Source organism: Haloplanus vescus (genome assembly GCF_900107665.1).
GTDB classification, from domain to species: Archaea; Halobacteriota; Halobacteria; order Halobacteriales; family Haloferacaceae; genus Haloplanus; species Haloplanus vescus.
This window is the reverse complement of the sequence record NZ_FNQT01000004.1, coordinates 179590-201092: the sequence shown is the minus strand read 5'-3', so window position 1 is coordinate 201092 and position 21503 is coordinate 179590. Positions and strand designations below refer to the sequence as shown.

At 59.6% G+C, this 21503-nt stretch carries 28 protein-coding genes; 18 read left to right on the top strand and 10 right to left on the bottom strand.

Annotation, left to right across the window (positions count from 1 at the left end; all coding sequences use genetic code 11):
• Positions 1-819: site-specific integrase (locus BLU18_RS12770; RefSeq protein ID WP_092635498.1), on the top strand; the 819-nt coding region annotated here is incomplete at its 5' end.
• Positions 820-851: 32 nt separating this feature from the next.
• Here the strand turns inward: BLU18_RS12770 and BLU18_RS12765 are convergent.
• Genes BLU18_RS12765 through BLU18_RS12755 form a run of 3 tightly spaced genes read right to left on the bottom strand, consistent with a single transcriptional unit; the run spans position 852 to position 3673 of the window.
• On the bottom strand, positions 852-1505 hold the full coding sequence (locus BLU18_RS12765) for an FmdE family protein (protein WP_092635479.1): 654 nt from the start codon (positions 1503-1505) through the stop codon (positions 852-854).
• A gap of 28 nt (positions 1506-1533) precedes the next feature.
• Positions 1534-3453 (bottom strand): heavy metal translocating P-type ATPase, encoded by a 1920-nt coding sequence (locus tag BLU18_RS12760; protein ID WP_092635478.1) that lies wholly within the window; start codon positions 3451-3453, stop codon positions 1534-1536.
• Between the two features lie 4 nt (positions 3454-3457).
• A complete protein-coding gene (locus BLU18_RS12755; protein WP_006183492.1) occupies positions 3458-3673 on the bottom strand; it encodes a heavy-metal-associated domain-containing protein in 216 nt (71 codons plus the stop codon).
• A gap of 182 nt (positions 3674-3855) precedes the next feature.
• Here BLU18_RS12755 and BLU18_RS12750 point away from each other — a divergent pair, with 182 nt between their 5' ends.
• Complete coding sequence (locus tag BLU18_RS12750) at positions 3856-4380, top strand: ArsR/SmtB family transcription factor (RefSeq protein WP_092635477.1); 525 nt, start codon at positions 3856-3858, stop codon at positions 4378-4380.
• Positions 4381-4400: 20 nt separating this feature from the next.
• On the opposite strand, the gene BLU18_RS12745 is transcribed toward BLU18_RS12750, so the two are convergent.
• The gene (locus BLU18_RS12745) at positions 4401-5057 is read right to left on the bottom strand and encodes a hypothetical protein (protein WP_015299307.1); all 657 of its coding nucleotides are present in this window, start codon (positions 5055-5057) and stop codon (positions 4401-4403) included.
• Between the two features lie 26 nt (positions 5058-5083).
• Positions 5084-5455 (bottom strand): SHOCT domain-containing protein, encoded by a 372-nt coding sequence (locus BLU18_RS12740; RefSeq protein WP_066419111.1) that lies wholly within the window; start codon positions 5453-5455, stop codon positions 5084-5086.
• Positions 5456-5637: 182 nt separating this feature from the next.
• On the opposite strand from BLU18_RS12740, the gene BLU18_RS12735 reads away from it, so the two are divergent.
• Together BLU18_RS12735 and BLU18_RS12730 are read left to right on the top strand one after the other, a co-directional pair.
• A complete protein-coding gene (locus BLU18_RS12735) occupies positions 5638-7023 on the top strand; it encodes a permease (RefSeq protein WP_092635476.1) in 1386 nt (461 codons plus the stop codon).
• Between the two features lie 155 nt (positions 7024-7178).
• A complete protein-coding gene (locus tag BLU18_RS12730; RefSeq protein WP_008364394.1) occupies positions 7179-7628 on the top strand; it encodes a universal stress protein in 450 nt (149 codons plus the stop codon).
• A 14-nt stretch (positions 7629-7642) separates the two neighbouring features.
• Here the strand turns inward: BLU18_RS12730 and BLU18_RS12725 are convergent, their stop codons facing one another.
• Both BLU18_RS12725 and BLU18_RS12720 read right to left on the bottom strand, forming a co-directional pair.
• The gene (locus BLU18_RS12725; RefSeq protein ID WP_092635475.1) at positions 7643-8038 is read right to left on the bottom strand and encodes an SHOCT domain-containing protein; all 396 of its coding nucleotides are present in this window, start codon (positions 8036-8038) and stop codon (positions 7643-7645) included.
• 28 nt (positions 8039-8066) lie between these two features.
• Positions 8067-8627, bottom strand: a complete 561-nt coding sequence (locus BLU18_RS12720) for a DoxX family protein (RefSeq protein ID WP_092635474.1) — start codon at positions 8625-8627, stop codon at positions 8067-8069.
• 114 nt (positions 8628-8741) lie between these two features.
• Between BLU18_RS12720 and BLU18_RS12715 the strand changes: the two genes are divergently transcribed.
• The 5 genes from BLU18_RS12715 to BLU18_RS12695 all read left to right on the top strand — a co-directional run bounded on the left by BLU18_RS12715 (position 8742) and on the right by BLU18_RS12695 (position 12662).
• Positions 8742-9092 carry an ArsR/SmtB family transcription factor gene (locus BLU18_RS12715; protein ID WP_004594585.1) on the top strand — a complete coding sequence of 117 codons (351 nt, stop codon included), beginning with the start codon at positions 8742-8744 and terminating at the stop codon, positions 9090-9092.
• 3 nt (positions 9093-9095) lie between these two features.
• Entirely contained in the window at positions 9096-9371 is a 276-nt protein-coding gene (locus tag BLU18_RS12710) for a DUF7521 family protein (RefSeq protein ID WP_004594584.1), read from the top strand.
• A 137-nt stretch (positions 9372-9508) separates the two neighbouring features.
• A complete protein-coding gene (locus BLU18_RS12705; protein ID WP_004594583.1) occupies positions 9509-9904 on the top strand; it encodes a hypothetical protein in 396 nt (131 codons plus the stop codon).
• Between the two features lie 146 nt (positions 9905-10050).
• Positions 10051-10248 carry a heavy-metal-associated domain-containing protein gene (locus BLU18_RS12700; RefSeq protein WP_004594582.1) on the top strand — a complete coding sequence of 66 codons (198 nt, stop codon included), beginning with the start codon at positions 10051-10053 and terminating at the stop codon, positions 10246-10248.
• A gap of 131 nt (positions 10249-10379) precedes the next feature.
• Positions 10380-12662 carry a copper-translocating P-type ATPase gene (locus BLU18_RS12695; protein ID WP_092635473.1) on the top strand — a complete coding sequence of 761 codons (2283 nt, stop codon included), beginning with the start codon at positions 10380-10382 and terminating at the stop codon, positions 12660-12662.
• Between the two features lie 321 nt (positions 12663-12983).
• Here BLU18_RS12695 and BLU18_RS12690 read toward each other — a convergent pair whose 3' ends face one another.
• Both BLU18_RS12690 and BLU18_RS12685 read right to left on the bottom strand, forming a co-directional pair.
• Positions 12984-13871: a DUF8172 family protein gene (locus tag BLU18_RS12690; RefSeq protein WP_092635472.1), complete on the bottom strand. Its 888-nt coding sequence runs from the start codon at positions 13869-13871 to the stop codon at positions 12984-12986.
• 52 nt (positions 13872-13923) lie between these two features.
• Positions 13924-14220 carry a PadR family transcriptional regulator gene (locus tag BLU18_RS12685; RefSeq protein ID WP_092635471.1) on the bottom strand — a complete coding sequence of 99 codons (297 nt, stop codon included), beginning with the start codon at positions 14218-14220 and terminating at the stop codon, positions 13924-13926.
• A 134-nt stretch (positions 14221-14354) separates the two neighbouring features.
• On the opposite strand from BLU18_RS12685, the gene BLU18_RS12680 reads away from it, so the two are divergent.
• The 5 genes from BLU18_RS12680 to BLU18_RS12660 all read left to right on the top strand — a co-directional run bounded on the left by BLU18_RS12680 (position 14355) and on the right by BLU18_RS12660 (position 16766).
• Positions 14355-14522 carry a DNA-binding protein gene (locus tag BLU18_RS12680; protein ID WP_004048632.1) on the top strand — a complete coding sequence of 56 codons (168 nt, stop codon included), beginning with the start codon at positions 14355-14357 and terminating at the stop codon, positions 14520-14522.
• Between the two features lie 75 nt (positions 14523-14597).
• Positions 14598-15650: an exodeoxyribonuclease VII large subunit gene (xseA, locus tag BLU18_RS12675; protein WP_092635469.1), complete on the top strand. Its 1053-nt coding sequence runs from the start codon at positions 14598-14600 to the stop codon at positions 15648-15650.
• Between the two features lie 3 nt (positions 15651-15653).
• Positions 15654-15836 (top strand): exodeoxyribonuclease VII small subunit, encoded by a 183-nt coding sequence (xseB, locus tag BLU18_RS12670; RefSeq protein WP_092635467.1) that lies wholly within the window; start codon positions 15654-15656, stop codon positions 15834-15836.
• Between the two features lie 147 nt (positions 15837-15983).
• Positions 15984-16358: a metalloprotease family protein gene (locus BLU18_RS12665; RefSeq protein ID WP_092635465.1), complete on the top strand. Its 375-nt coding sequence runs from the start codon at positions 15984-15986 to the stop codon at positions 16356-16358.
• 183 nt (positions 16359-16541) lie between these two features.
• Positions 16542-16766 carry a hypothetical protein gene (locus BLU18_RS12660; RefSeq protein WP_218124102.1) on the top strand — a complete coding sequence of 75 codons (225 nt, stop codon included), beginning with the start codon at positions 16542-16544 and terminating at the stop codon, positions 16764-16766.
• Positions 16767-16787: 21 nt separating this feature from the next.
• Here BLU18_RS12660 and BLU18_RS12655 read toward each other — a convergent pair whose 3' ends face one another.
• A complete protein-coding gene (locus tag BLU18_RS12655) occupies positions 16788-16991 on the bottom strand; it encodes a hypothetical protein (RefSeq protein ID WP_092635461.1) in 204 nt (67 codons plus the stop codon).
• Positions 16992-17130: 139 nt separating this feature from the next.
• Here BLU18_RS12655 and BLU18_RS12650 point away from each other — a divergent pair, with 139 nt between their 5' ends.
• From BLU18_RS12650 to BLU18_RS12635, 4 genes are read left to right on the top strand one after another with little or no spacing between them, the layout of a single operon-like run.
• On the top strand, positions 17131-17553 hold the full coding sequence (locus tag BLU18_RS12650) for a hypothetical protein (RefSeq protein ID WP_004594540.1): 423 nt from the start codon (positions 17131-17133) through the stop codon (positions 17551-17553).
• On the top strand, positions 17543-19234 hold the full coding sequence (locus tag BLU18_RS12645) for a DUF8186 domain-containing protein (RefSeq protein WP_218124101.1): 1692 nt from the start codon (positions 17543-17545) through the stop codon (positions 19232-19234). Before BLU18_RS12650 ends, BLU18_RS12645 begins: the two co-directional genes overlap by 11 nt.
• Positions 19234-20136 carry a hypothetical protein gene (locus tag BLU18_RS12640; protein WP_218124100.1) on the top strand — a complete coding sequence of 301 codons (903 nt, stop codon included), beginning with the start codon at positions 19234-19236 and terminating at the stop codon, positions 20134-20136. The genes BLU18_RS12645 and BLU18_RS12640 overlap by 1 nt, the downstream gene beginning before the upstream one ends.
• Complete coding sequence (locus BLU18_RS12635) at positions 20129-21502, top strand: TrbL/VirB6 family protein (protein WP_092635455.1); 1374 nt, start codon at positions 20129-20131, stop codon at positions 21500-21502. The genes BLU18_RS12640 and BLU18_RS12635 overlap by 8 nt, the downstream gene beginning before the upstream one ends.
• Position 21503 lies beyond the last annotated feature (1 nt).

Here is a 21503-nt window from a genome sequence, read left to right as displayed (position 1 = left end):
GACCAGCAGGCCTGGACGTCCGAACAGCGCCACGCCCTCACCCGCCACGTCGACGAACGGGCCCGCGACGCCGTCGAGGCGTACACGACACTCCCGGAGGATACTGACCCCCTCGACAAGCAGCGAGCGCGCTACGCGGCGCTGAAGGCGGCTCGTAACCGAGCTCTGGTGTTCGTTCTCGCGTACACAGGTGTCCGGGTCGGGGAACTCCTACGAGACCCGAATGACCCACGCCGGCGCGGCGTTCGCTGGGAGGACTTTTCCCTCGACGACGGGAGTATGGACGTCTACCGGAAGAAACAGCAGTGGGACGCCGCGAGTCTTCCCGATCCGGTGATTTCTCCGTTGCGGAGCTACCGTCAGCTGGTGGACCCGCCGACGGACCGCTGGCCGGTGTTTCCGACGTTCGACCAACGGACGCTCGCAGAGCTCGTCCGGGAAGAGCTAGCCGAACGAGGGGAACACCCAGAAGTAATCGACGAGCGACGTGAGGCACACGCCCGGGACCTCTTGCTGGCGCTCGATGAGAATATTCGGCCGCCGTCGATCACGACGGACGGCGCACGGTCGATTCTCCAACGACTCTCGGAGGCCGCGGAGATCGACATCGACCATCCGAAACACGATTATCTTGCTCCGCACGGTGGCCGTCGTGGCATGGGCGAGGTTCTGGTCCGGGCATTCGGATATACTGTGGCGGCCCGATATCTCGATAATTCTGAGGAGATGGTTCGTGAGCGGTACTCGCATATCGAGGCTGGTGAGTTAGGTGATGTCGCTACTGAGGCCCTCGAGGAGATCGATAGTGTACCGCAGTAACTTATTTCGAGTGAGAGGGGTAGACCGTCGCGTCAAACCGCTTTGACAGTGAACAGCGAGTCGTCACTGAGGACGACCTGTATCCGGCGGTGCCAGGCGTCAGTGAAAGCCTCTCGTTGCTGTTCAGTTGCCGATTCGTCGAGAATCCCTTGGAGGTTCCCGATTGCGGGTCCACCGTCAGGAACGTCGCTGACGTGGTAGGTCACTTCGACGGTCTCGTCCGTGTCGGTTCGCCGGAACCGGAACGTCGGCTCTGCCGTGTCCGGGTCGAACGCGTCGAAGACGAGGAGGTCGCGGCGGCCGCCGTAGCCGCCGGCGAGCCCGCTGAATCCGTCGTCTTCGGTCGCGCCAGTAACGTACGAGATGATGCGGCTCATCACGCCATACGCAGCATCGTCCTGCGGGCCGGCCGCCTGCACCTCGATTTCGCTCCGAACTGGATAGTCGTCGGGATACAGGGCGTCGAGCCCCAACTGGACGATCCGGTAGGCGCCCGAGGCAGTCGGACAGGAATGTCCCGCCTCTTTCACCGCGTCTCTATAGGTGATGACGAACGGGTCACCCGGTTCGAGAACGCCGAGGGCCTCCGCGACAGGGTCGCGAATTTCGATCGGATCGACGTCGTAGTCTACCTTCCAATTGGTTCTAGTCTGGGTCTCGGCGGTCGCAGTCGAGTTTGATGTCATGAGTGGTGGTGATGATCGTATCTAGTGGTCAGTGGCGAAGCAGTCGCATCCCGTTGAGGATGACCGCGAGGACGCTGGCCTCGTGGACCAACATTCCCGCGGCGAGGGTGACGTAGCTGGTGAGCACGCCCGCGAGCAGGACGGTCACGGTCAGCACTGCGAGCCCGACGTTCTCGAGGACGTTCCAGCGCGTCGCCTTGCTGAGTTTGACCGCGTAGGGGATGCGGTCGAGGTCGTCGGCCATCAACGCCATGTCTGCCGTTTCGATGGCGGTGTCCGTCCCGGCGGCACCCATCGCGATGCCAACGTCGGCGGTCGCCAGCGACGGCGCGTCGTTGATACCGTCGCCGACCATCGCGACCACGTGGCCGTCGGCTTGGTAGGCCTCGATGACTGTCTGCTTGTCCTCGGGGAGGAGTTCGGCGCGGTACTCGTCGATGCCGACCTCCTCGGCGACGGCGGCGGCCGTCCGCTCATTGTCGCCGGTGAGCATCACCGTCTCGATGCCGACGTCCTGAAGCGCCGTGACGACCCCAGGAGCTGCCTTCCGGAGCTCGTCCCGCAGCGCGATTGCGCCGATGATGTCCCCGTCCCGGACGACGTGGACGACAGTTTCGCCGCGCTCCTCACGCTCGCGGACGTAGTCGGCGATCCGACTGGGGACGTTAATGTCGCGGTCCTCCAGCAGTGCGCGATTGCCGACAACAACTTCGGTGCCCTCGGTATGGGCGATAACGCCCTTACCAGCGACCACGTCGAAATCGTCCGGACCGGGAATCGACTGAAGGCTGGCGTCCGTCTCGTCCGCCTGGGCGACCGCCGCCCCACCGTCCGTCGCAGCAGTCGGGCGCTCGCGGGCTGCGTCAACGATGGCGTCAGCGAGGTGGTGTTCGCTCTTCTTCTCGGCGGTTGCCGCGAGCGAGAGGACTTCGTCATCGGCGACGCCGAATCCCTCGACGTCGGCGACGGTGGTTTCGCCCTTCGTGAGGGTGCCGGTCTTGTCGAAGGCGACGAGGTCGATCTTGCCGGCGCGTTCGAGGTGTTCGCCGCCCTTCATCAGCACGCCCGATCGGGCGGCGTTGCCGATGGCCGAGACGATGCTGACTGGCGGCCCGATCACCAGCGCGCCCGGACAGCCGATGACCAACAGCGTCAACGACAGGATCGCGTTCTGCGTGACTGCATATGCGCCGATGGCCAGCACGATGACGGCCGGCGTGTAGTACTTCGCGAACCGGTCGATGAGACTCTCCGTGGGCGACTGGGCCTCTTGGGCCTCCTCGACGCGACGGATGATACGTTCGAGCGTCGTGTCCGAGCCCGCACCCGTCGTCCGGATTTCTAGCGCGCCCTCCTGGTTGACCGTCCCGGCGTAGACTTCGTCGCCGTCGGCCTTGTGGACGGGGGCGCTCTCGCCGGTGACCGGCGCCTGGTTGACGGCGCTTTCGCCGTCGACGACCTCGCCATCGACCGGAATCTTCCCGCCCGGCCTCACGACGACGACCTCGCCCTCTTCGACTTCCCGGGCGGGAACCTCTTGGAGTTCCCCGTCGCGACGGACGGTCGCCGTGTCGGGCGTCATCTCCAGGAGCTCCTGGAGGGCCGTCCGGGTCTTCCGCATGGTCCGGCCCTCGAGGTAGCTGCCGAGGCTGAACAGGAAGACGACGGCGGCAGCCTCCCAGTACTCCCCGATGACGATGGCCCCGATAGCGGCCAGCGTCACCAGCGTCTTGATGCCGAGTGTCCGGTTCGTGACCTCGTGGTAGGCGGTCTTGGCGATGTCGTAGCCACCCACGATCGTCGCGAGGACGAGGATGGCGGCGCTTGCCATCTCGAAACTCGTGAGGTAGCCCAGACTCCAGCCACCGCCGTACAGCAGGCCGCTCGTCGCCGTGACGATGGCCTTCCGGTGTTTCCGGTAGTACTGCATGATCGATTGAATATTCATGGTGTTAGGCTGGTTGGGGCGTGTACCCCTGGTTTTCGATGGTCTGTGCGAAGGCGTCGGGATCAGCGACGCTGTCGTCATATTCGATCTCGACGCGGCCGGTCGCGTAGTGAACCTCGACGTGCTGGACACCGTCGACGTTCGATAGGGCGCGTTCGACGGTGCTCGCACAGGTCGGGCAGTCGAAGTCGAGGACGCGGAACTGGGTTGTGTCGCTCATTACAGTTTGAGGTAGTGCCCGTACCCCAATAAGTATTTTTTAGATGATATGTTTGAATACAGATATAGGTGATTGGAACAGTCAAACGGGTTGTCTAGGGCTTTCGGTATCGCGGACCCAGCGACCTGAGTTCTAAGCAGCGTCCCGCTAGCTTTTCCCGCCTGCTCATACTCAGTTCTCGTATGAGTAGTTCCGGTACCGACCACCGGCTTGAGGACATCGCGGTGCGAGACACCCGGGTTTCGGACGCCATCGACGAACCGATGCGGGCGATGATCCTCGATATCCTCTCCGCGGAGGCGCTGACCGCAACTGAGGTCCACGGCCGTTTGGAGGACCGCGGCGTCGACCGCACGGAGAACACGGTTCGTCATCACATCAACGAGTTACGGGATGCCGGTCTCGTCGACGTCGTCCGCTTCGAGGAAGGGCGCGGTGGGACGACGAAGTACTACCACGCGAATACGATCGTCCTCTCGTACTCGCTGCCAGAGTCAGCTGATGACGCTGTTGAGGAGATGATCGAGGCCGTTCAACCCCAGATCAGGGACTCACTCGATACTCTCACAGAAGACCACGACGACGCGATAGCGGAGATCGTCGCAGATATGCAGCCGTGTGAGCACTGTCAGACCCAGAAGTACGAAACCTACGTGCTCCTGACTGTCCTCCGCCGGGCGTTCGTTCGTGCGCACCGAGATTCTTGAGCTTGCGCCCTGTACCGCTGTCAAGGCCTCACTTCACCGTGTGTTTTAGTTATCCGGCGATATCCCTCATACACAGCTGGCAATCCGAGGGGAAGTGCGAAGACTCCGAACCCGAGTAGGATGTATCCGGCTACGTGCCGGCGTCGCACAGCTAGAACTGTCGCGGCGACGCCGACGAACGCAATCAGATAGGCAAGATTACTCCAGAGCACGTTGTACGAGGAGCAGTATAGCCAGCAGACGACCGTGTAGGAGGGAGCGTTCCAGGTCGGCGGATGAAGCTTCGGCCAGAAAAACCGGCAGTATGTCGTCCAGCTGAGCATCGCGAGCGCCGGAAGTCCAGCAAGCCACATCGGTGTTCCGAACGGCATCCAGTCTCCGAATCGTCTATAGCCAGCGAGGAACAGCGCGGGAAAGCCGATAATCCACAGCCAGATACCGATAGTGTAGGTCACCGGCCAGTGTTCGATCCGGGGCTGTGCAATCGGTAATCGTAGAGACTCGGGCAGCGTCGCCCACGGGAACGAGGGATCGGGAACGGGATTCGTGAGGAACGCGACCAGACAGAGTCCAGTCCCGATGAGGAGCCCGTATAACCCCACCGTCGTGTATCGGTCAAGCCACGCTGGAAGTTGCGGACGGGGAGACTGTTGACGGTGGTCGGGGTAGCCGGTCATCCTTCAGATTTGATGTCTCGTCGTAATCAGGTATCTCGTTCGAGTGCTTCGCGTCGCTGTTCGTATTCCTCGTCAGTCAGCTCCCCGCGAGCGTAGGCAAGCCGAAGCTCTTCGAGTGCCTGGTCCGAATCACTCGCAGCTCCCGTAACTGCGCGATAGATGAGGTACCCACCACCGACGAGGGCAGCGAGGAACAGCAGCTGCATCACGATGCCGACGATGAACATCCAGCCAGGCATCGTCCCGTCGCCCCACATGTGACCGCCCCACATCCCGCCCATCATCGGACCAAACCCCATCATCCCGAAGCCCATGAAGAACAACGGGACGATGAAGACGGCACCGATGATAACGAGGAGGAGCGTAACAAGTCGCGTATCGTCTGAATTTGTCGGCATATTGTGATCCCTCCCTGAGTTGGGGTTCTCAGATTATACTACGCACTAACTATTCAATGCGGTTGTGCCTTTGACCTACGTGTTCCACCCGCCACAATTTTTTTGAATACCTACTCACCACGGCTCTGACCCGAACTATCTGAAGGAAAACTACAATAGATGATCCCTTCGAACTGATACCTATGGTAGCGACGATGATTGGTGGCATCTCCGAAGCTCTACGTATCGGAGTGGGCTTCCTCTGGACGGCAGCGTGGGCGATCATCATGGGCCTCACGATCACGAGCCTCGTCCAAGTCTACGTCTCCAAGGAGCGGATGGCGCAGGTCCTCGGCGATGGCGATCTGAGCGGGCTCACCAAGGCGACTGCGTTCGGCGCGGCCAGTAGTGGCTGTAGTTTCGGCGCCGTCGCCATCGGGAAGGGGTTGTTCAAGAAGGGGGCGCACGCGGTGAACTTCCTCGCGTTCATGTTCGCGTCGACGAACCTCATCGTCGAACTCGGGTTGATGATCCTGATTCTGCTCGGCTGGGAGTTCCTAGTCGCAGAGTTACTCGGCGGACTCATTCTCATCGCCGTGATGGCCGTCATCGTTCACCTCACGCTCCCGGAGAACCTCTTCGATGAGGTGCGAGAGACGCTCAACGAGCGCGATTACGAGGCGGGCGTCACCGAGGATCCAACCTGCGGGATGGAAGGCAAAGACGAGTACACGCTTACGACTGACGGCGGTGAGACGCTCAAGTTCTGCTCGCAGGGGTGTATGGAGACTTACCGCCAGGAGATGTCGAGTCGCGGTGGGTGGCGTGACGAGTTGCTGTCGTGGGGTGGCTGGTACAAAGTCGGGAACCAGTACCGCAAGGAGTGGTCGATGATCTGGAAGGACGTCATCGCCGGCTTCCTCATTTCGGGGTTCGTCATCGTGTTCGTCCCCCAGTGGGTGTGGAACACCCTGTTCATCCAGGGCGACGGGCTACTTGTGACTGCCGAGAACGCGATTATGGGCGTCGCCATCGCCGTTATCAGCTTCGTCGGCAGCATGGGTAACGTCCCGTTCGCCGTCGCGCTGTGGGGCGGTGGCGTCAGCTTCGCCGGGATCATCGCGTTCGTCTACGCTGACCTCATCACGATTCCCGTGCTGAACGTCTACCGGAAGTACTACGGCTGGAAGATCATGCTGTACATCCTCGGCGTCTTTTTCGTGACGATGGCGTTCACCGGCTTCCTCATGGAGCTGCTGTTCGACGCGCTGGGAATCGTTCCGGATCTGGCGGGCGGTGAGACGGCGACGGAGCAGACGTACTTCAAACTCAACTACACGTTCTATCTCAACCTCATCGCGTTCGCGCTCTCCGGGTTCCTGCTGTATGTTTATCGTCGCGGTCTCGGTGCGCCCGGCCAGTACCGCGACCCCGTCTGTGGGATGCGGACTGACGACAGCGAGCCATCGGCGGCGCACGACGGCGAGACGTACTACTTCTGCTCGCAGACCTGCAAGGAGACCTTCGGGGAAAACCCGGACGAATACGCCACCGGGCATCCGATGGTGATGGAGGGACACGACCACTGACGGACAGCTCGTTGATGGTTCACAGTCTCGATTGAGTACGTCAGTCGTGCTTGGACACATCCGCTGACGCGGCCATACTGAACACGCTACCGTGACTCTTGAGCAGAGAGAATTGGAAGCCGAATTTATGTTACCCGCCTTTGAATTCTGACTGAATGTACGACCGAATTCTCCTGTCGACCGATGGAACTGTTGCGTCTGAAGATGCTGAAACGCATGCACTCGAGCTCGCAGCCGCTCACAACGCAGTCCTCCATGTGCTCTACGTCGTTGACGAGGATGTCGTAACTGCGTACAGCGGGGACGAGTACGTCGACGAAGCCGAAGGTCCCGAACACGGCCTCGAAGAACACGGCGAGGAGACGCTTTCCGAACTCCGACGTCGAGCCGCAGAAACCGATGTCGATGTCGAGACGGCAATGCAACATGGCCGCCCCGCTGAGACCATCGTGGACCACGCAGACGACTGTGACGCCGATCTCCTCGTGCTCGGTACCAAACGCCGGCCCGACGAATATCGTGCGTTGCTCGGAAGTGTCACCGACCGCGTCCTTCGGCTGACGACGCGTCCGGCAACCGTCGTGAAAACAGAAGTCAGCGAGTAGGAAACGACCGTCCGTTACCGTCCATCATCTGGTGTGAGACGGGCGCGACGGCGGTCAAACTCCTCGCCGTCGATCTCGCCACGGGCGTACCGCTTTTGGAGGACGGCGAGTGCGCTATCCTCAGCGGGGCCGTTCGATTGCGACCGCGTTCCCAGCCAGTAGATGAAACCGAGGGGGACGGCGATGAGGAGTGCCATCCACAGGAGCCCGAACAGCATCATCCCCCAGCCCCAGCTACCCCATCCGGCCATGTGGCCGTCGTTCCACATCCCGTCGTGCCACCCCCACATCATTGCATCTGGGACAGTCGCGTGTGTTAGCGCCATTCCGGCGACGACGGCCAGAGCCAGCGCTCCGACGACGATGAGTCCCAGAGAACGAATCCCGCGTGCTTGAATTGGATTTTGCATTGGTGTACTCCCAACGGTCTCGGCGTGGTTAGCCGAGGATGTATTCGAGGGCTGGGTAGCGCTCGACGAGCGTCTCGCCGTCGATGTCGTAGTTCTCGATGTACTGGTCGAGTCCGAGGATGCGGCCCGCGGCGAACGCGGCGACCGCGAGGAACACGAGCATGTACGCGAAGTCCCCGTTGATGAACCCGTGGCCCATGTCCCAGTTGCCGAAGTAGAACATGAGCATCATGAGCGCGCCGAAGAACGCCGCGAGGCGGACGAACGCGCCGACGAGCAGGCCCAGTCCGATGAACAGCTCGCCCCACGGGACAGCGACGTTGGCGAATTCGACGAACCACGGCGTCGAGCCCATCCACGCGAACAGGCCCGCGAGCGGGTTCCCGTTGGTCGCCGCGACGTTCGACAGGTAGCCGCCAGCGCCGAACTCGCCGGTGATCTTCGTGAACCCAGAGTACGCGAACGCGTACCCCATCATGAGACGGAGCGCGAGCACGAACCACGCACTGAGACTGTGAACTTTCCCGCCGACGGTCAGGCCGCCGACTCTGCTCTCGAGCTGGTTCATGCCGGAGTCAAGTGTGGACATAGTTATTGCACCTTCAACTATCAGTACGGAGGCAGAGACGATATAGTAGCGAGCCGGCGTTCTGAGTCAGAAAATCGGCGGGCTATATTACGCTCCTGTCGCGAGTAGAGACGTGTGACCGAGGAGTCCGACCCGTCGGAAATCTTCGCTACACTCAACGACGAGTACGCTCGCGACATCCTCGTGGCGACGAAGACCGACCGACTGTCTGCGAAGGAACTCAGCGAGGAATGTGACATGTCACGCCCGACCGTCTCACGCCGTGTCACCCGCCTCGTCGAGCAGGGCCTCCTCGAGGAGTATACGCACGTCGACCCCGGGGGACGACACTACAGCGAGTATGAGGCGCGCCTCGAACGCATCGAAATCCTCCTGCAGGCGGAGGGCTTCGACGTCAACATCGACATCCGGCCTGACCCCGCCGACCGGATTACGACCATCTTCGAGGAAATGCGGGGAGACTGAATCATGGACCACACGCTATTCGTCATCGGCAAACTGTTCACGACCGCGTTAGCACTGGTCATCGCATATCAGGCCTATCGCGGGTACCAACGACATCACACGCAGTTACTCCTGTACGTCGCCGCCGGCTTCGCATTGGTCGGGCTTGGCGGCCTCCTTGAAGGCGTCCTCTTCGAACTCCTCCAGGTGTCGATCTTCGAAGCAGGATTCGTCGCAGCACTCGTCACCGCAGCCGGGATGCTGTCTATCCTCTACGCCCTGTATGCCCCGAATCCATAAGGATTCAGGACGCCCATTCGACAAGCGGCCTCTGCGCGTCGTGCCCGGTTCGAAGCCGCTACTGTTCGGACTCCCCTCGTTCTCGATAGTGTAGCGTCGCAGTGGGAGTTATATCCATATCGGTCGTACCATATCGTATGATTCGAACACTCGTCGGTGTCCTCGGCGCTATCTCAGCGCTGTTCCCGGACGAAATCGTCGAGCTCTTCGAGAAACTCGCGATTTCGAATCCAGACGAGGGAACAGTGAGAGGGTGGATACGTCCAGCAGTCCGGTCGGAGGGTGTTCTGATAGCTGCGCTTTCACTCTTTAACGGGCGAGCATACGCGTTGCTGATGAATCTTACCGGCGTGTTCGGCGCGATAGTCCTCTTATTTCCCGACCTGTATCAGAGATTTGCCACCGCGTTCCTGTACGAGCGTCCAGAGTCGATAGAATGGAACGAGCGATTCCGCTTGGGCATTCGGGCTATCGGCGCACTCTATGTCTTTTTAGCGGCGAAGACGTACAGGGAGCGTCACAACGATACTTGAGCCTTCTCGCTATTGACACCTGGCGCATCCGATGTCTAGTTCGTTACGGCCGCAGGTATCGCTTTGAATCTAAAGTTTGAGCCCCACGATATCAGTATGATCGAAGGGGAAATCCGCTAAAGAGAGGAGGCCGTGTGTATCCCTGTATGACGACGACGATCATCGTGGAAGGCATGACGTGCGGTCACTGTGAGCAGACGGTCGAAGAGGCCCTCGAAGAGGTATCCGGCGTGACTGACGTGACCGTCGACAGGGAGAGCGAACAGGCGAGCGTCGATGGTGAGGCAAATGTCACAGCTCTCGTGGAGGCCGTCGAAGACGCCGGGTACACCGCTTACGCCTGAGAATCGCGCGGACCACTCCGAGACAACGGCCAACCGTTGTCTTTGAAGCTTCGCTACGCTGGTCCTGCTGTACAGTTCAGTGGGGAAGATTCAGGGGGCCAGCGGATCCACCTCTACAGAGAATATGGGCTATGGACGACCACAAAGATACAAATGAGAATCTCCCTGGAGGGGAACACCAGCAGGACGACAGCAGTCACCAGCACGAACACGGCGAGCAGGATGAATCGGACGCCGAGTCGGACGAGCAGCGGGTAGAACAGGACCTACTGGAAGAAGAGGCACACCCTGCTGCGGAGAGTGAGACAGTGCTCGACGAGCAGCACGAGCACGCTGGACACGAGGGCGAAGGACACGACCACGGTTCCCATGAGGGCCACGGTGAGGGGCATGGCGGGATGCACAAGGGCCACGAGCAGATGTTCCGCCGGCGCTTCTTCGTCTCGACGCTCCTGTCGATCCCAGTCCTGCTATACAGCGAAATGCTGCAGGAGTGGCTCGGGTTCTCCGTCCCCGCGTTCCCGGGCAGCGAGTGGATCAACCCCGTCTTCGCGGTCATCGTCTTCGCGTACGGTGGGATGCCGTTCCTCCAGATGGCGGTACCGGAGCTGAAAGATCGGTCGCCGGGGATGATGACGCTCATCTCGATGGCGATCACCGTCGCGTTCGTCTACAGCCTCGCGAGCGTGGTCTTCCCGACGCAGTCGGCGTTCTTCTGGGAACTCGTCACCCTGATCGACATTATGCTGCTGGGGCACTGGATCGAGATGCGGTCGGTGCGACGGGCCTCGAGTGCGGTCGACGAACTGGCGAAGCTGATGCCGGACACCGCCGAGCGGATTACCGACGGCGGCGACACTGAGGAGGTCCCGGTGAGTGAACTCTCCGAGGGCGACCTCGTACTCGTCCGGCCGGGTGCGAGTGTCCCTGCTGACGGCGTCGTCGAAGAGGGAGACTCCGACGTCAACGAGTCCATGATCACGGGCGAATCGAAACCGGTCTCGAAAGACCCCGGCGACGAGGTCATCGGTGGGACGATCAACGGCGACGGCAGCCTCCGCGTGCGCGTCGGTGCGACGGGCGAGGAGACGACGCTCGCGGGAATCATGCGCCTCGTCGAGGAAGCCCAGCAGAGCAAATCCAAGACACAGGTACTGGCCGACAGAGCGGCAGGCTGGCTGTTCTACGTCGCCCTCGCGGCGGCAGTCGTGACAGCAATCGCGTGGACGCTCGCGGTCTCATTCGACGCAACGGTCATCGAGCGCGTCGTCACAGTGCTCGTCATCGCCTGCCCGCACGCACTCGGGCTCGCCATCCCCCTAGTGGTCGCAATCAATACGTCATTGGCGGCTCGCAACGGGATGCTGGTCCGGGACCGTATCGCGATGGAGGAGGCGCGGAACCTGGACGCCATCATCTTCGACAAGACGGGGACGCTCACCGAAGGCGAACACGGCGTCGTCGACATGGCGACCGTCGAGGGCGTGGAAGAGGACGACGCTCTTGCGCTGGCAGCAGCCGTCGAAAGCGACTCCGAACACATGATCGCGCGAGCCATACGCGAGGCCGGCGACGAGCAGGACCTCACCGCACCTGACGCGACCGACTTCGAGGCGATCAAAGGCCGGGGCGTCCGTGCGAACGTCGACGGAAATGAGGTGTACGTCGGCGGGCCAAACCTGTTAACCCAACTCGATAGCGAGATACCCGACCATCTCCGCCGCTTCGCTGACGAGGCGGGACAGAACGCTCAGACGGTGGTATACCTTGTTCGTGAAGGCGAGCTGATTGCCGCGTTCGCGATGGCTGACGTAATCCGTGAGGAGAGTTTCCGTGTCGTCGATACCCTCCACGATCTGGGCATCGAGGTGGCGATGTTGACTGGGGACTCCCAGGATGTCGCCAACGCTGTCGCCGACGAACTGGGCATCGACACGGTGTTCGCGGAGGTCCTCCCCGAAGACAAGGACGAGAAAGTTCAGGAGCTTCAGGACCAGGGCAAGCTCGTCGGGATGGTCGGCGACGGGGTGAACGACGCGCCGGCGCTGACGCGGGCCGACGTCGGTATCGCGATCGGGAGCGGCACCGACGTCGCCGTCCAGTCGGCCGACGTCATCCTCGTCCAGAACAACCCGATGGACGTCGTTCGGCTCGTGAAACTCAGTAAGGCGAGCTACCGGAAGATGCAGGAGAACATCGTCTGGGCGGCCGGCTACAACGTGTTCGCAATTCCGCTCGCAGCAGGCGTCTTGGCACCGATCGGGATTCTGCTCTCCCCCGCTGTGGGTGCGCTCCTGATGTCGTTGAGTACAGTAATCGTCGCGATCAACGCTCAGCTGCTCCGCCGCGTGGACCTGTCCATCCCCGAGCTTCCAAGCGGGACACCAGCGACTGACGCACAACCTGCAGACTGAAACGCTCCCGATCGCTTCGGAGCTTCTTTCAATTGAGTTCGGTTGATGGACAGCAAATGGCGACACTGCGTGATTTCGGTGGGTATCGCTATGCAGTCACCGATTCCACAGTTTTCCCGAGGGATACGTAGTTTGGTATACACAGACGCTTCCTCTGATGGGCTACATTGTTGCACCAGCACTAGGTTTATACCGCTTGACGGACTTCTTTCCAACATGAGCCTCGAAGAGACAGTTGACTACCTCGCCGAGGAACTCGACCTCGAGCGAAGTGAACACGTTCGCGAGGTCGGACAGTCGGTCGCCGAGCTTCGCGACTGATCAGAACATTTCTCTGAAGTCCCGTTCGACCAGTCCGTTCTCCAGATACGTGAGGAACTCTTGTTTCGTTGGTCCTTGACGGTCAAGTAGATCGTCCCGTCCTGCTCGTTCGAGAACTGCCTGCGCGAAGTCCGTACAGTGAGATTCGTGCTGCCCAGCATACTCTGTGAGGGCTTCTCTCCAGTGCATATCCAGCTCGAACTCGGCTAATCGGATTTGGATCCCGTCTTTCCGTTCGACGACGTCGACGTCCAAGTCTTCGAGTTGCTTGAAACGGAGGTTGTTCCGGCGGACAGTAATGAGCCGTTTGGAATCGACGATATAGGGATCGACCCACTCTCGCCAGGAATCGTCGTCGACGTGCGTTCGTGGCATCTCAAAATCCGGGTCCACACTCTCAATACAGAACTGCAGCATCGCGATGCCAGTTCGATGATTCGCATTCGGGAGGGAATGTCGGAGGATCAAATTCGACATCACCTCTCCAGCGACGGTCGGAAGCGGTGCTTCCCAGGAGACGTGATCGAGTGCCTGCTGGATCTTTTGTGGTTCGAACTCCTTGTAGAGCCGGAACTCATCCTCATCTCGAACATCGACCGCGGCTTCGAGCAACTCTACTAATCGGAATGCGACAACCTGCCCAGCACGGGGGAGGTCACGAATACGGTCGCTCAGCCATTCCTGATCAAAGTCGATATCTTGCGCTGATTCGATCTCTGAATCGCCTTCGTAGAGCACATAGACCGGTGTTTCAAAGGGGTACCCGATGAGCTTTGTCGACTCGTCGGATTGCTCTCGCTGAGACAGGATCTCTGCCACCGATGCCGAGCTAAATTTGAGGGAGAAATTCTCGGCCTGTGGGTGGTGATAGAAGACGAGCCGAGCCATCTTACTGTGGATTCGTGGGAAGTGGGTAAAGCAGTCCCGCTTTATAATGATTCTACGACGTAGTGGGTGCGTTCACGTCTTCTAAATACTGACTTTCCCACTCACGTCGCGCCTCGATTTCCCGCAATCCGCGCTGCGTGACCGTGTACACGTTCGTCCGCTTGTCGAGTTCACCCTTCTCCAGCAGTCCTTTGTTGACGAGATCGTCGAGATTCGGATAGAGGCGGCCGTGGTTGATCACCTGCTCGTAATAGTCGTCGAGTTCGTCCTTGATTGCGAGCCCATGTGGTTCCTCGAGCCCGGTGGTTACGTACAAGATATCCCGCTGGAACCCAGTTAGATCGTGCATCTGCCTGTTCCCTATTTTTGAGGGGTGGCATATGTTCTCTCTGATACTCAGAGGCGAATTCGGTGTGACTGGTCAGGAAGACTACGTGAGAACTTCGAACCTATATATAGCGGACGGGAGAAATCCGCGATGGAATGTCTGACCTTATCGTCAAAGCAGCCGTGAAGGACGCACTTTCGGACCACAACGTCTCGGCAGATTTCTACGACGCCCTCAACGAAGAGGTCGCCGAACTGCTCGACGACGCCGCAGAGCGTGCCGAGGCCAATGACCGGAAGACGGTCCAGCCCCGCGACCTGTAGGCCTGCGTAACGCAGCCAACCCTGTCACTCGAACGTAGCTTTTTGAGGTTCCTGTTCAGAAGTTAGGCAACGGAGATGGCGGACGCACCGGATACCGAACGGCAGGCGGTCGAACCCGATGCGAGAGAGGTCCTTAGCGTGTCCCAGCTGAACGATCGGATTGCGTCGGTCGTCCAGGACACGCCTGCCCTCAACGGCGTCCGCTGTATTGGCGAGGTCACCGACCTCCACCAGAACAGTACGGCGCTTTACTTCACGCTCACCGACGGCGATGCCGAGCTCCCCTGTATGATCTGGGCGAACCGTTACCGGGAGATGGACGCCGACCTCGACGACGGGACCGAAGTCATCCTCGAGGGAGATATCGACTACTGGGTCGAAGGTGGGAAAATCGATCTCAAGCCGTGGGAAGTGATCGTCGTCGGCGACGGTGACCAGGCGGCTGCCGTCGAGCGACTGCGAAGCGAACTCGAAGAGCGTGGCTGGTTCGGCGACGAGCAGAAACAGCGCCCGCCGGCGTTCCCGGAACGGGTCGGTGTTGTGACCTCACTCCGAGGGGATGCTCGGTACGACATCCAGAGCGCGATCCACGAGCAAGACCCTACCGTCGACATCCTGGTGAAGGATGCGACCGTCCAAGGGTCAGAGGCCCCGACATCTATCGCGAACGGGATTCACCATCTGGACCGCTCCGAGGACGTCGATTCGATTATTGTCGGGCGGGGCGGTGGGAGCGATTCGAACCTCCAAGCGTTCAACACCGAGCGGGTCGCGGAAGCGATCTTCACCGCGAACACCCCGATTGTCACGGCAATTGGCCATACTGACGACCGGCTAATCGCGGATCGGGTAGCGGATATGGCCGCGATCACACCGACAGCGGCCGGCGAGTACATCGCGAAGTCTCGGAGTGACTTCCTGGCTAGCGACATTGACCCGCTTGAGCAACAGCTTGAGGCCGCGTACGAGACCTTTGAACGGGAGCACGAACACGAACAGGAACTGGCCGAGGCAGTCGAAGAGGCGACCGCGCCTGAGGGTCTGTCGCCAGTTTACTACAAGGCCGCAATTTTCGTGCTGCTGGTGCTGTTGCTGCTCATTACCGCACTCTGGCTGGGGGTGATCTAAGCGATGGCGAAAGACTCGGACATCAGGAGTCGGATGAACCGCATCGAAGAGATTATCGACCAACTCGACGCGGATGAGGTGTCACTTGATGAAGGGAGTGAGCTGTACGAGGAAGGGCAGGAGTTGCTGACTGAAATCCGCGAGCGACTCCACGAAGGCCAAGGCGAGGTCATCGAGATCGAATGAAGAATGGGGACAGTATCGACTGTCTCTCTACATTAACCAACAGACTTCCGTTGATCACGAGCTTGTTGGTTAAGGTCGCTGACCACGGCTACCCTTCAGGCTTAACTGCGATGTCCTCCCATCTCGAACCGTTCGGCGAGAATTCCAATGTTCCATGAGACGGTTCTGATATTCGGCGTCTACCTACTCGCGTGTGGTGTCGCGTGGATCCTCCACGAGTCCGCACACTACGCCGTCCACAGGCTCTATGCGGAATCAGTCTCGTTCGGTGTCAATCGACGTGGCCCATACGTCGACGCCGTTTACGCCCCGTCTGCTCCGACGGTCGCTATCCGACTCGGTTCGATCGCACCGACCCTCGTCTATACCCCCATTGTCGTATTTGGCATCGTAGCCTATCTCTCGTCGAATCCAGTTCCACAGCTGGATCCAGTCGGGTGGTCGCTTGTCGTCGTTCCCCTCGTGATTTTGACTTTTCCGAGTGGTTCTGATATCCAAGCGTGTCTCAACGCCTCAGAATAGCGTTTCTTAACGTGTATTCGGTCTGCGTCAGACAAACACTTCATTAGTTACATAGTCAGATTTTAAGAAATTCGTTGGCCGTCAGTATTTAGTAGATAAGACGCAAGTATGTGTAAATGTATCATGGCACAAGCCAGTCCCCGCAGTACCCCCCGTGAACCTGATACGGACGAGCGGTCCTCCGTGTCAATTGAAGCGTGGTTGGAGGCGGTCAGTAGAGAACTGGATCCCGCCGAGTGCGAGGACCTCTCCGAACTCGGCATTTACTCGATCCACGAACACAGCAGCGCCCGCACGATCACCCTTCCCGAGAATGCGGACGAGTTCGAGGACGCGACGACGGTAAAGCAGTACTATTTCGAGGGCGAGGGGTGCCCGCTTCTCATCGTTGCTCCGCTGCAGGTCTAAGTCGCCCCTGTGGGTCGTAAATCAGCAGTCGGTGTCGTCTTCTTTGTGGTCGGAATAGAACTGGATGAGGTACTGGAATCGGGCTGTATCACTCGTGAATGAATCGAGTTCTTCCTGCAACCACTCGTATTTGTCCTGCGGGATTCGCATATTGATTCGGGCCACATCGTCGCTAACATCCGAGCCGGAGTTGCTGGCGCTGGTTGCTGTGTCCGCGTCTGACATTAGTTCCACCCAAGCTATGCGGTCGCATATATCCCGGTAGAATGAGAACTTCTCTAGAGAACTTGGAGAACTTTGAAGATCTCCAAATTCATCCAAATTTTCTGACCTCTTTTGGTCGTGCTATCCGTTTCCACAAACGATGTGTGCTAAGGTCCCCTCCGGCGAGACGCCGGCCAGTACTGAGGAATCGACGTCCGTCATTCGGATCATCCACAGGTCCATCGGCCCGATTCTGCTTGCGCTCCTCCCGCTGATCCTGTTCGTGGGGACGGCGGCCGCACAGTCGGATCCGGGGAGCGCATTCTGCGACTCGAATATGGCCGACACCATCCAGAACATCTTCACCATCATCCAGTTCGGTGGGCCGCTCATCGGCGGCGTCCTCGCGCTCGGCGCGACGGTGGCGATCCCGTTCACCCGTCGCTCGGACTGGAAGAAGGAGATGAAATCTGTCCGGAATCAGGGCCTGCTCTGGGGCGTGATCGTCGCCCCCCTCGGGACGGAGATCGTCCAGTTCATCCTGAACAACATCGTGGTCGGCGGCACGAGTTGTGGGTTCTAACTACGCAACAGGATTCGCACTCGTCATGTCCGCCGTCCTCGTCGCATCGACAGCCGCCGTTCCGGTGGGCGCCCATCCCCCGAATAGTACTGACCACGGCGTCCCGGAGGAGACCTTTCACAAACTGTGGTCGGGGGATCAAGACGGTGCGACCGACGGTGCGAATCTGAGTAACGGATCGGCAGTCGAGCAGCTTGGCGAGGGGACCGATGTCCCGTTCGATTCGCCCCCGCGGGCAGTCGAGCGATGGAACCGGGGCGACCACCAAGAGTTCCCGGCGACCAACAGCTCCGTGTCGATCCATCCACCAGATGCGGACCTCACCAGCGACCAGTTCATCAAGGAAGCCTATACTGAGGTGTTCGCCGTTCAGCCGTCCACCCGAGCGCGCCTCTCGTCGTCCAGACAGCCGCTTTACGTCGCTCCAGACGGGACGCTCCGCGGGACCGTCGATTACCGGGTGGCAGTGCCGCCTGACGACACCTCCGGCGATCGACGCGTCTACTGGAGTCTGGAGAGCCACCAGGTTGAGGAGACGAGACTCCTCGTCGACGGCGACGAAGAGACGACAGCTGGTGGTTCCCACACGCCGGCACTGTCGTACTCCTTGGATGGATACGCCGGCGAAGACCATCAGCTCACGCTCCAGGCGAACATCTCGGTCCGGCTTCGGAAGGAGGTCGAAGTTTGTACCGCCCACAACGACGAAGGCGATTGTACCAACTGGGAGAGTTCCGTTTCATACCCGACCGAGACCGTCACGGTGACCGATTCCATCGAGGTCACGAAGTACGACCTCGCGGTATCAGGGTTCATCGCGGAGTATCCGAACGGTGATCTCGGCCTCGTCGTTTACAAGAACCAGCCGTGGCTCGGCTACCAGTTGCCCAACGGTGACGTCCGAGGTGTCTGGCGGTTCTACTCAGCCCGAGACAAGGACTGGGATACGCTGGTCTACAGCTCGGACGACGGACAGCGGACCGCCCACTCACCGCTCCATCCACTCCAGGTGAACGCGTACCCCATCGAGACGGGGCCGACGCCGTCGCCCCGCCGGAACGTGACAATACTGGATGTGTACGGCACGTCGACGTCGCCTCCGACGCTCCCATCGAACGTCCACTTGGACGTTCTCACGGAGCCGTACACGGCCAGCTACGGCATCGCGACGCGGGCCACGACCGACGAGCAGCCTGAAACCGTCCGTGCGTGGGGACTCGTCAAAGGTGTCGAGGCAGAGCGGCCCGCCGATGAGTTCGCTCGAATCCAGATCTACGAGAGCAACCTCACCCTTGGGGTGGTGAACCAGACCGAAGACACCGTCACCGTCCGGGTTACGCTCCTGAACGCGAATACCGACGCACCAATCAACACCGCCGAACGGGACGGCTACGTTGTCGTCAACGGGCAGCGGGTGAACACGACCGGGAACGGAACCGTTACGATGACGATTGAACGTTCCCCTGGCGGTGTGTCGGCCCGATACGAACCCGGCCACTGGTGGCTCAATCCTCCCGGCTATACCGGCGACTCGGATACCGTCCTGCTGCAAGGCTCAGTGCTCCAGCTGGTGTCGACGCTGTTCCGGATCGGCGTTCCCGTCTCGCTGTTCCTCCTTGCAGTGTTCTTCATCGATCGGATTACAGGGTGGCGTATCTGGCCCCCGTGGAGGTCACTATAATGATCAGAGAACATTCAGAATCCCATGACCGGAATTCGGAACGGTGGATTAGTCGACGCCGTCTTTTGGCTTCGTCTGGAACAGCCCTGCTTGCAGGAGTAGCAGGGTGTTCCGGAACCGATGGTCCCGGCAACCAGACTGAATCCCCAACAGGTTCGTCCTCAACGTCGCCGTCTACAGATTCGGTATTTGAGGAAATCAGCTTCGCGGGACCCAACCTCGTGGTGACGCTGGCTGATGATCACGACGTCGACCAACTCAATCTGATTGGTCCAGATGGTACTACGTTCGAACAGTCAACCGTTACACAGGGAGCTACAAGAGTCGAAATACAGATCGTCTTCAAAACTGGTGGGACGTACTCTGTCGGCGAGTACGAGTTAGTCGCCGTTTCGGGCGAGACATCTGAGTCGATGTCGCTGGAGATCCGGCCCGATATCCAGATAGCCGATGTCGAACCGGAGTTCGATGAAGATGATGGCTACAGTAGTGGTCGGCTCTTTGTGACGGTCGAGAACATCGGTACTGGTCCCTCCTGGGTGTATAATATTGGCTTCCGGAATGCGCCGTATCGGAACGCACCTGAGGTCATCGAAGGAGACGGCGTTGCCGATACAACGTTCGAGCGTCCGGAGGCGAGCGAAGAATTCCTCAGCCCCGGTACTGAACGGGAATTCCTGAAACAACGGGGTGTTCTCGTCATCGATGACAACGACGATGTCTCATGTGAGAGTGATACTGCAGAATTAACCGTCGTTGTTCAGACCCCACACGGAGATATTGAGCAACCGATTCGGGCAGAGCTGTCCGGTGGATACCATATCGACGACCAAGGCGCGATCCAACACCCGTGTAAAGATGTCCAGATTGAACTACTGGACGGGGGTGGAGAAAATGCGTAGTCCCGTTCGATTCCTAATTCGCTCTATCGTCGTCTTCTTCGGGCTACTGAGTACGGGCACTGCTCCGGTTTTAGCTCAAAGTGACGGGGGCAGCGATGGCGGTGCCCTTGGAGACATTATCATCAACGCTATCCAAGAACTCCTTGAGATACTTTTCAGCCCCATAGAGACCGTCATCGAAAATCACGGTGATGCAGTCTTGCGGACAGTGGTGGGTACTCCCCATCCAGATTCGGTGTTCAATCAGCCGACGAACGCAGCGTGGCCTGGAATTTACGACTACTACTGGGAGATGATCATCCCGCTTTCGCTATCGCTGTACGGTCTCTCGCTTGGGATCGTCATTTTCCTTGAATCGACGAGCCACTTGTTCAACGGATACCATCGCTCGAAGCTCAAGAAACGCGCCTTCGCTGGATTGCTCGGTATCTTATCGTGGTGGTGGATCTCAGCGCTCTCGTTGCGATTTATGGATGCATTAGCTGGGTTCCTCGTCCCCTCGGTGTCAGAGATCTCGCTATTCCAGACGCTGTCGTTCACTGGAATGGGCGTGCTCGGCACAGTTGTTGCTCTCTCAACGAATTTGCTCTTATTCGTGTTGATCGGTCTGATTTATCTCGCGAGACAGCTGGCGCTCTACCTATTCGTGTTCCTGATGCCACTCCTCATTGTATTCTGGATCCCTGGCGTCGGGCCGTTCGCCCTAGTCTCGAAATTCATGAAGAAGTTGGCCGGGTTCTACGTCCCTTTCCTGTTTATGACGGTCCCAGTTGCTCTCCTGTTCCGTCTCGGGGACATCTTGGGAACGAGTTTCGGCCCTTCAGCTGGTGAGTTCGGGGCTTGGTTGACGGCACTCGTTATCCCGCTTCTCGCCGTTGCCTCTCCATTTGTTCTGTTCTGGCAGGCCGGGGCGTTGTTCTTCATCGCCGACAGGGCGGCCAGACATATGTCTGCTGAGAAGGCCCGTAGTCGGTTGTCTAGAGGACGTGAACAAGTCCAATCGGCCAAACAGGGTGGGAGAAACTTCGTTCGAGGAGTGCGCGATGAGCCCGCAGTCAAGAGCGGTGGCCAATACGTCTTGAACTCTGGTGATTCGAGAGCCCACTCTACCGGCCAACGACTCAATACGACTGGCTCTCGCCTCCGTGAAGCGATCACCGACGGCAGCGGTGGAGGGGGAGGAAACAGCGGAGGCGGAAACCTCGGCGGCGGAAATGATGATTCTACGGCCGGCTCCACCACCAGCGAGGATAGTAGTGGGAACGACGGAGGCGAGGAATTCGATCGAGACGATGCGTTCCGGGACCCCCAGACTCGGAACCGGAATCCAGATTCAGCAGATGACCCGCCACGCTATATCCACTAAC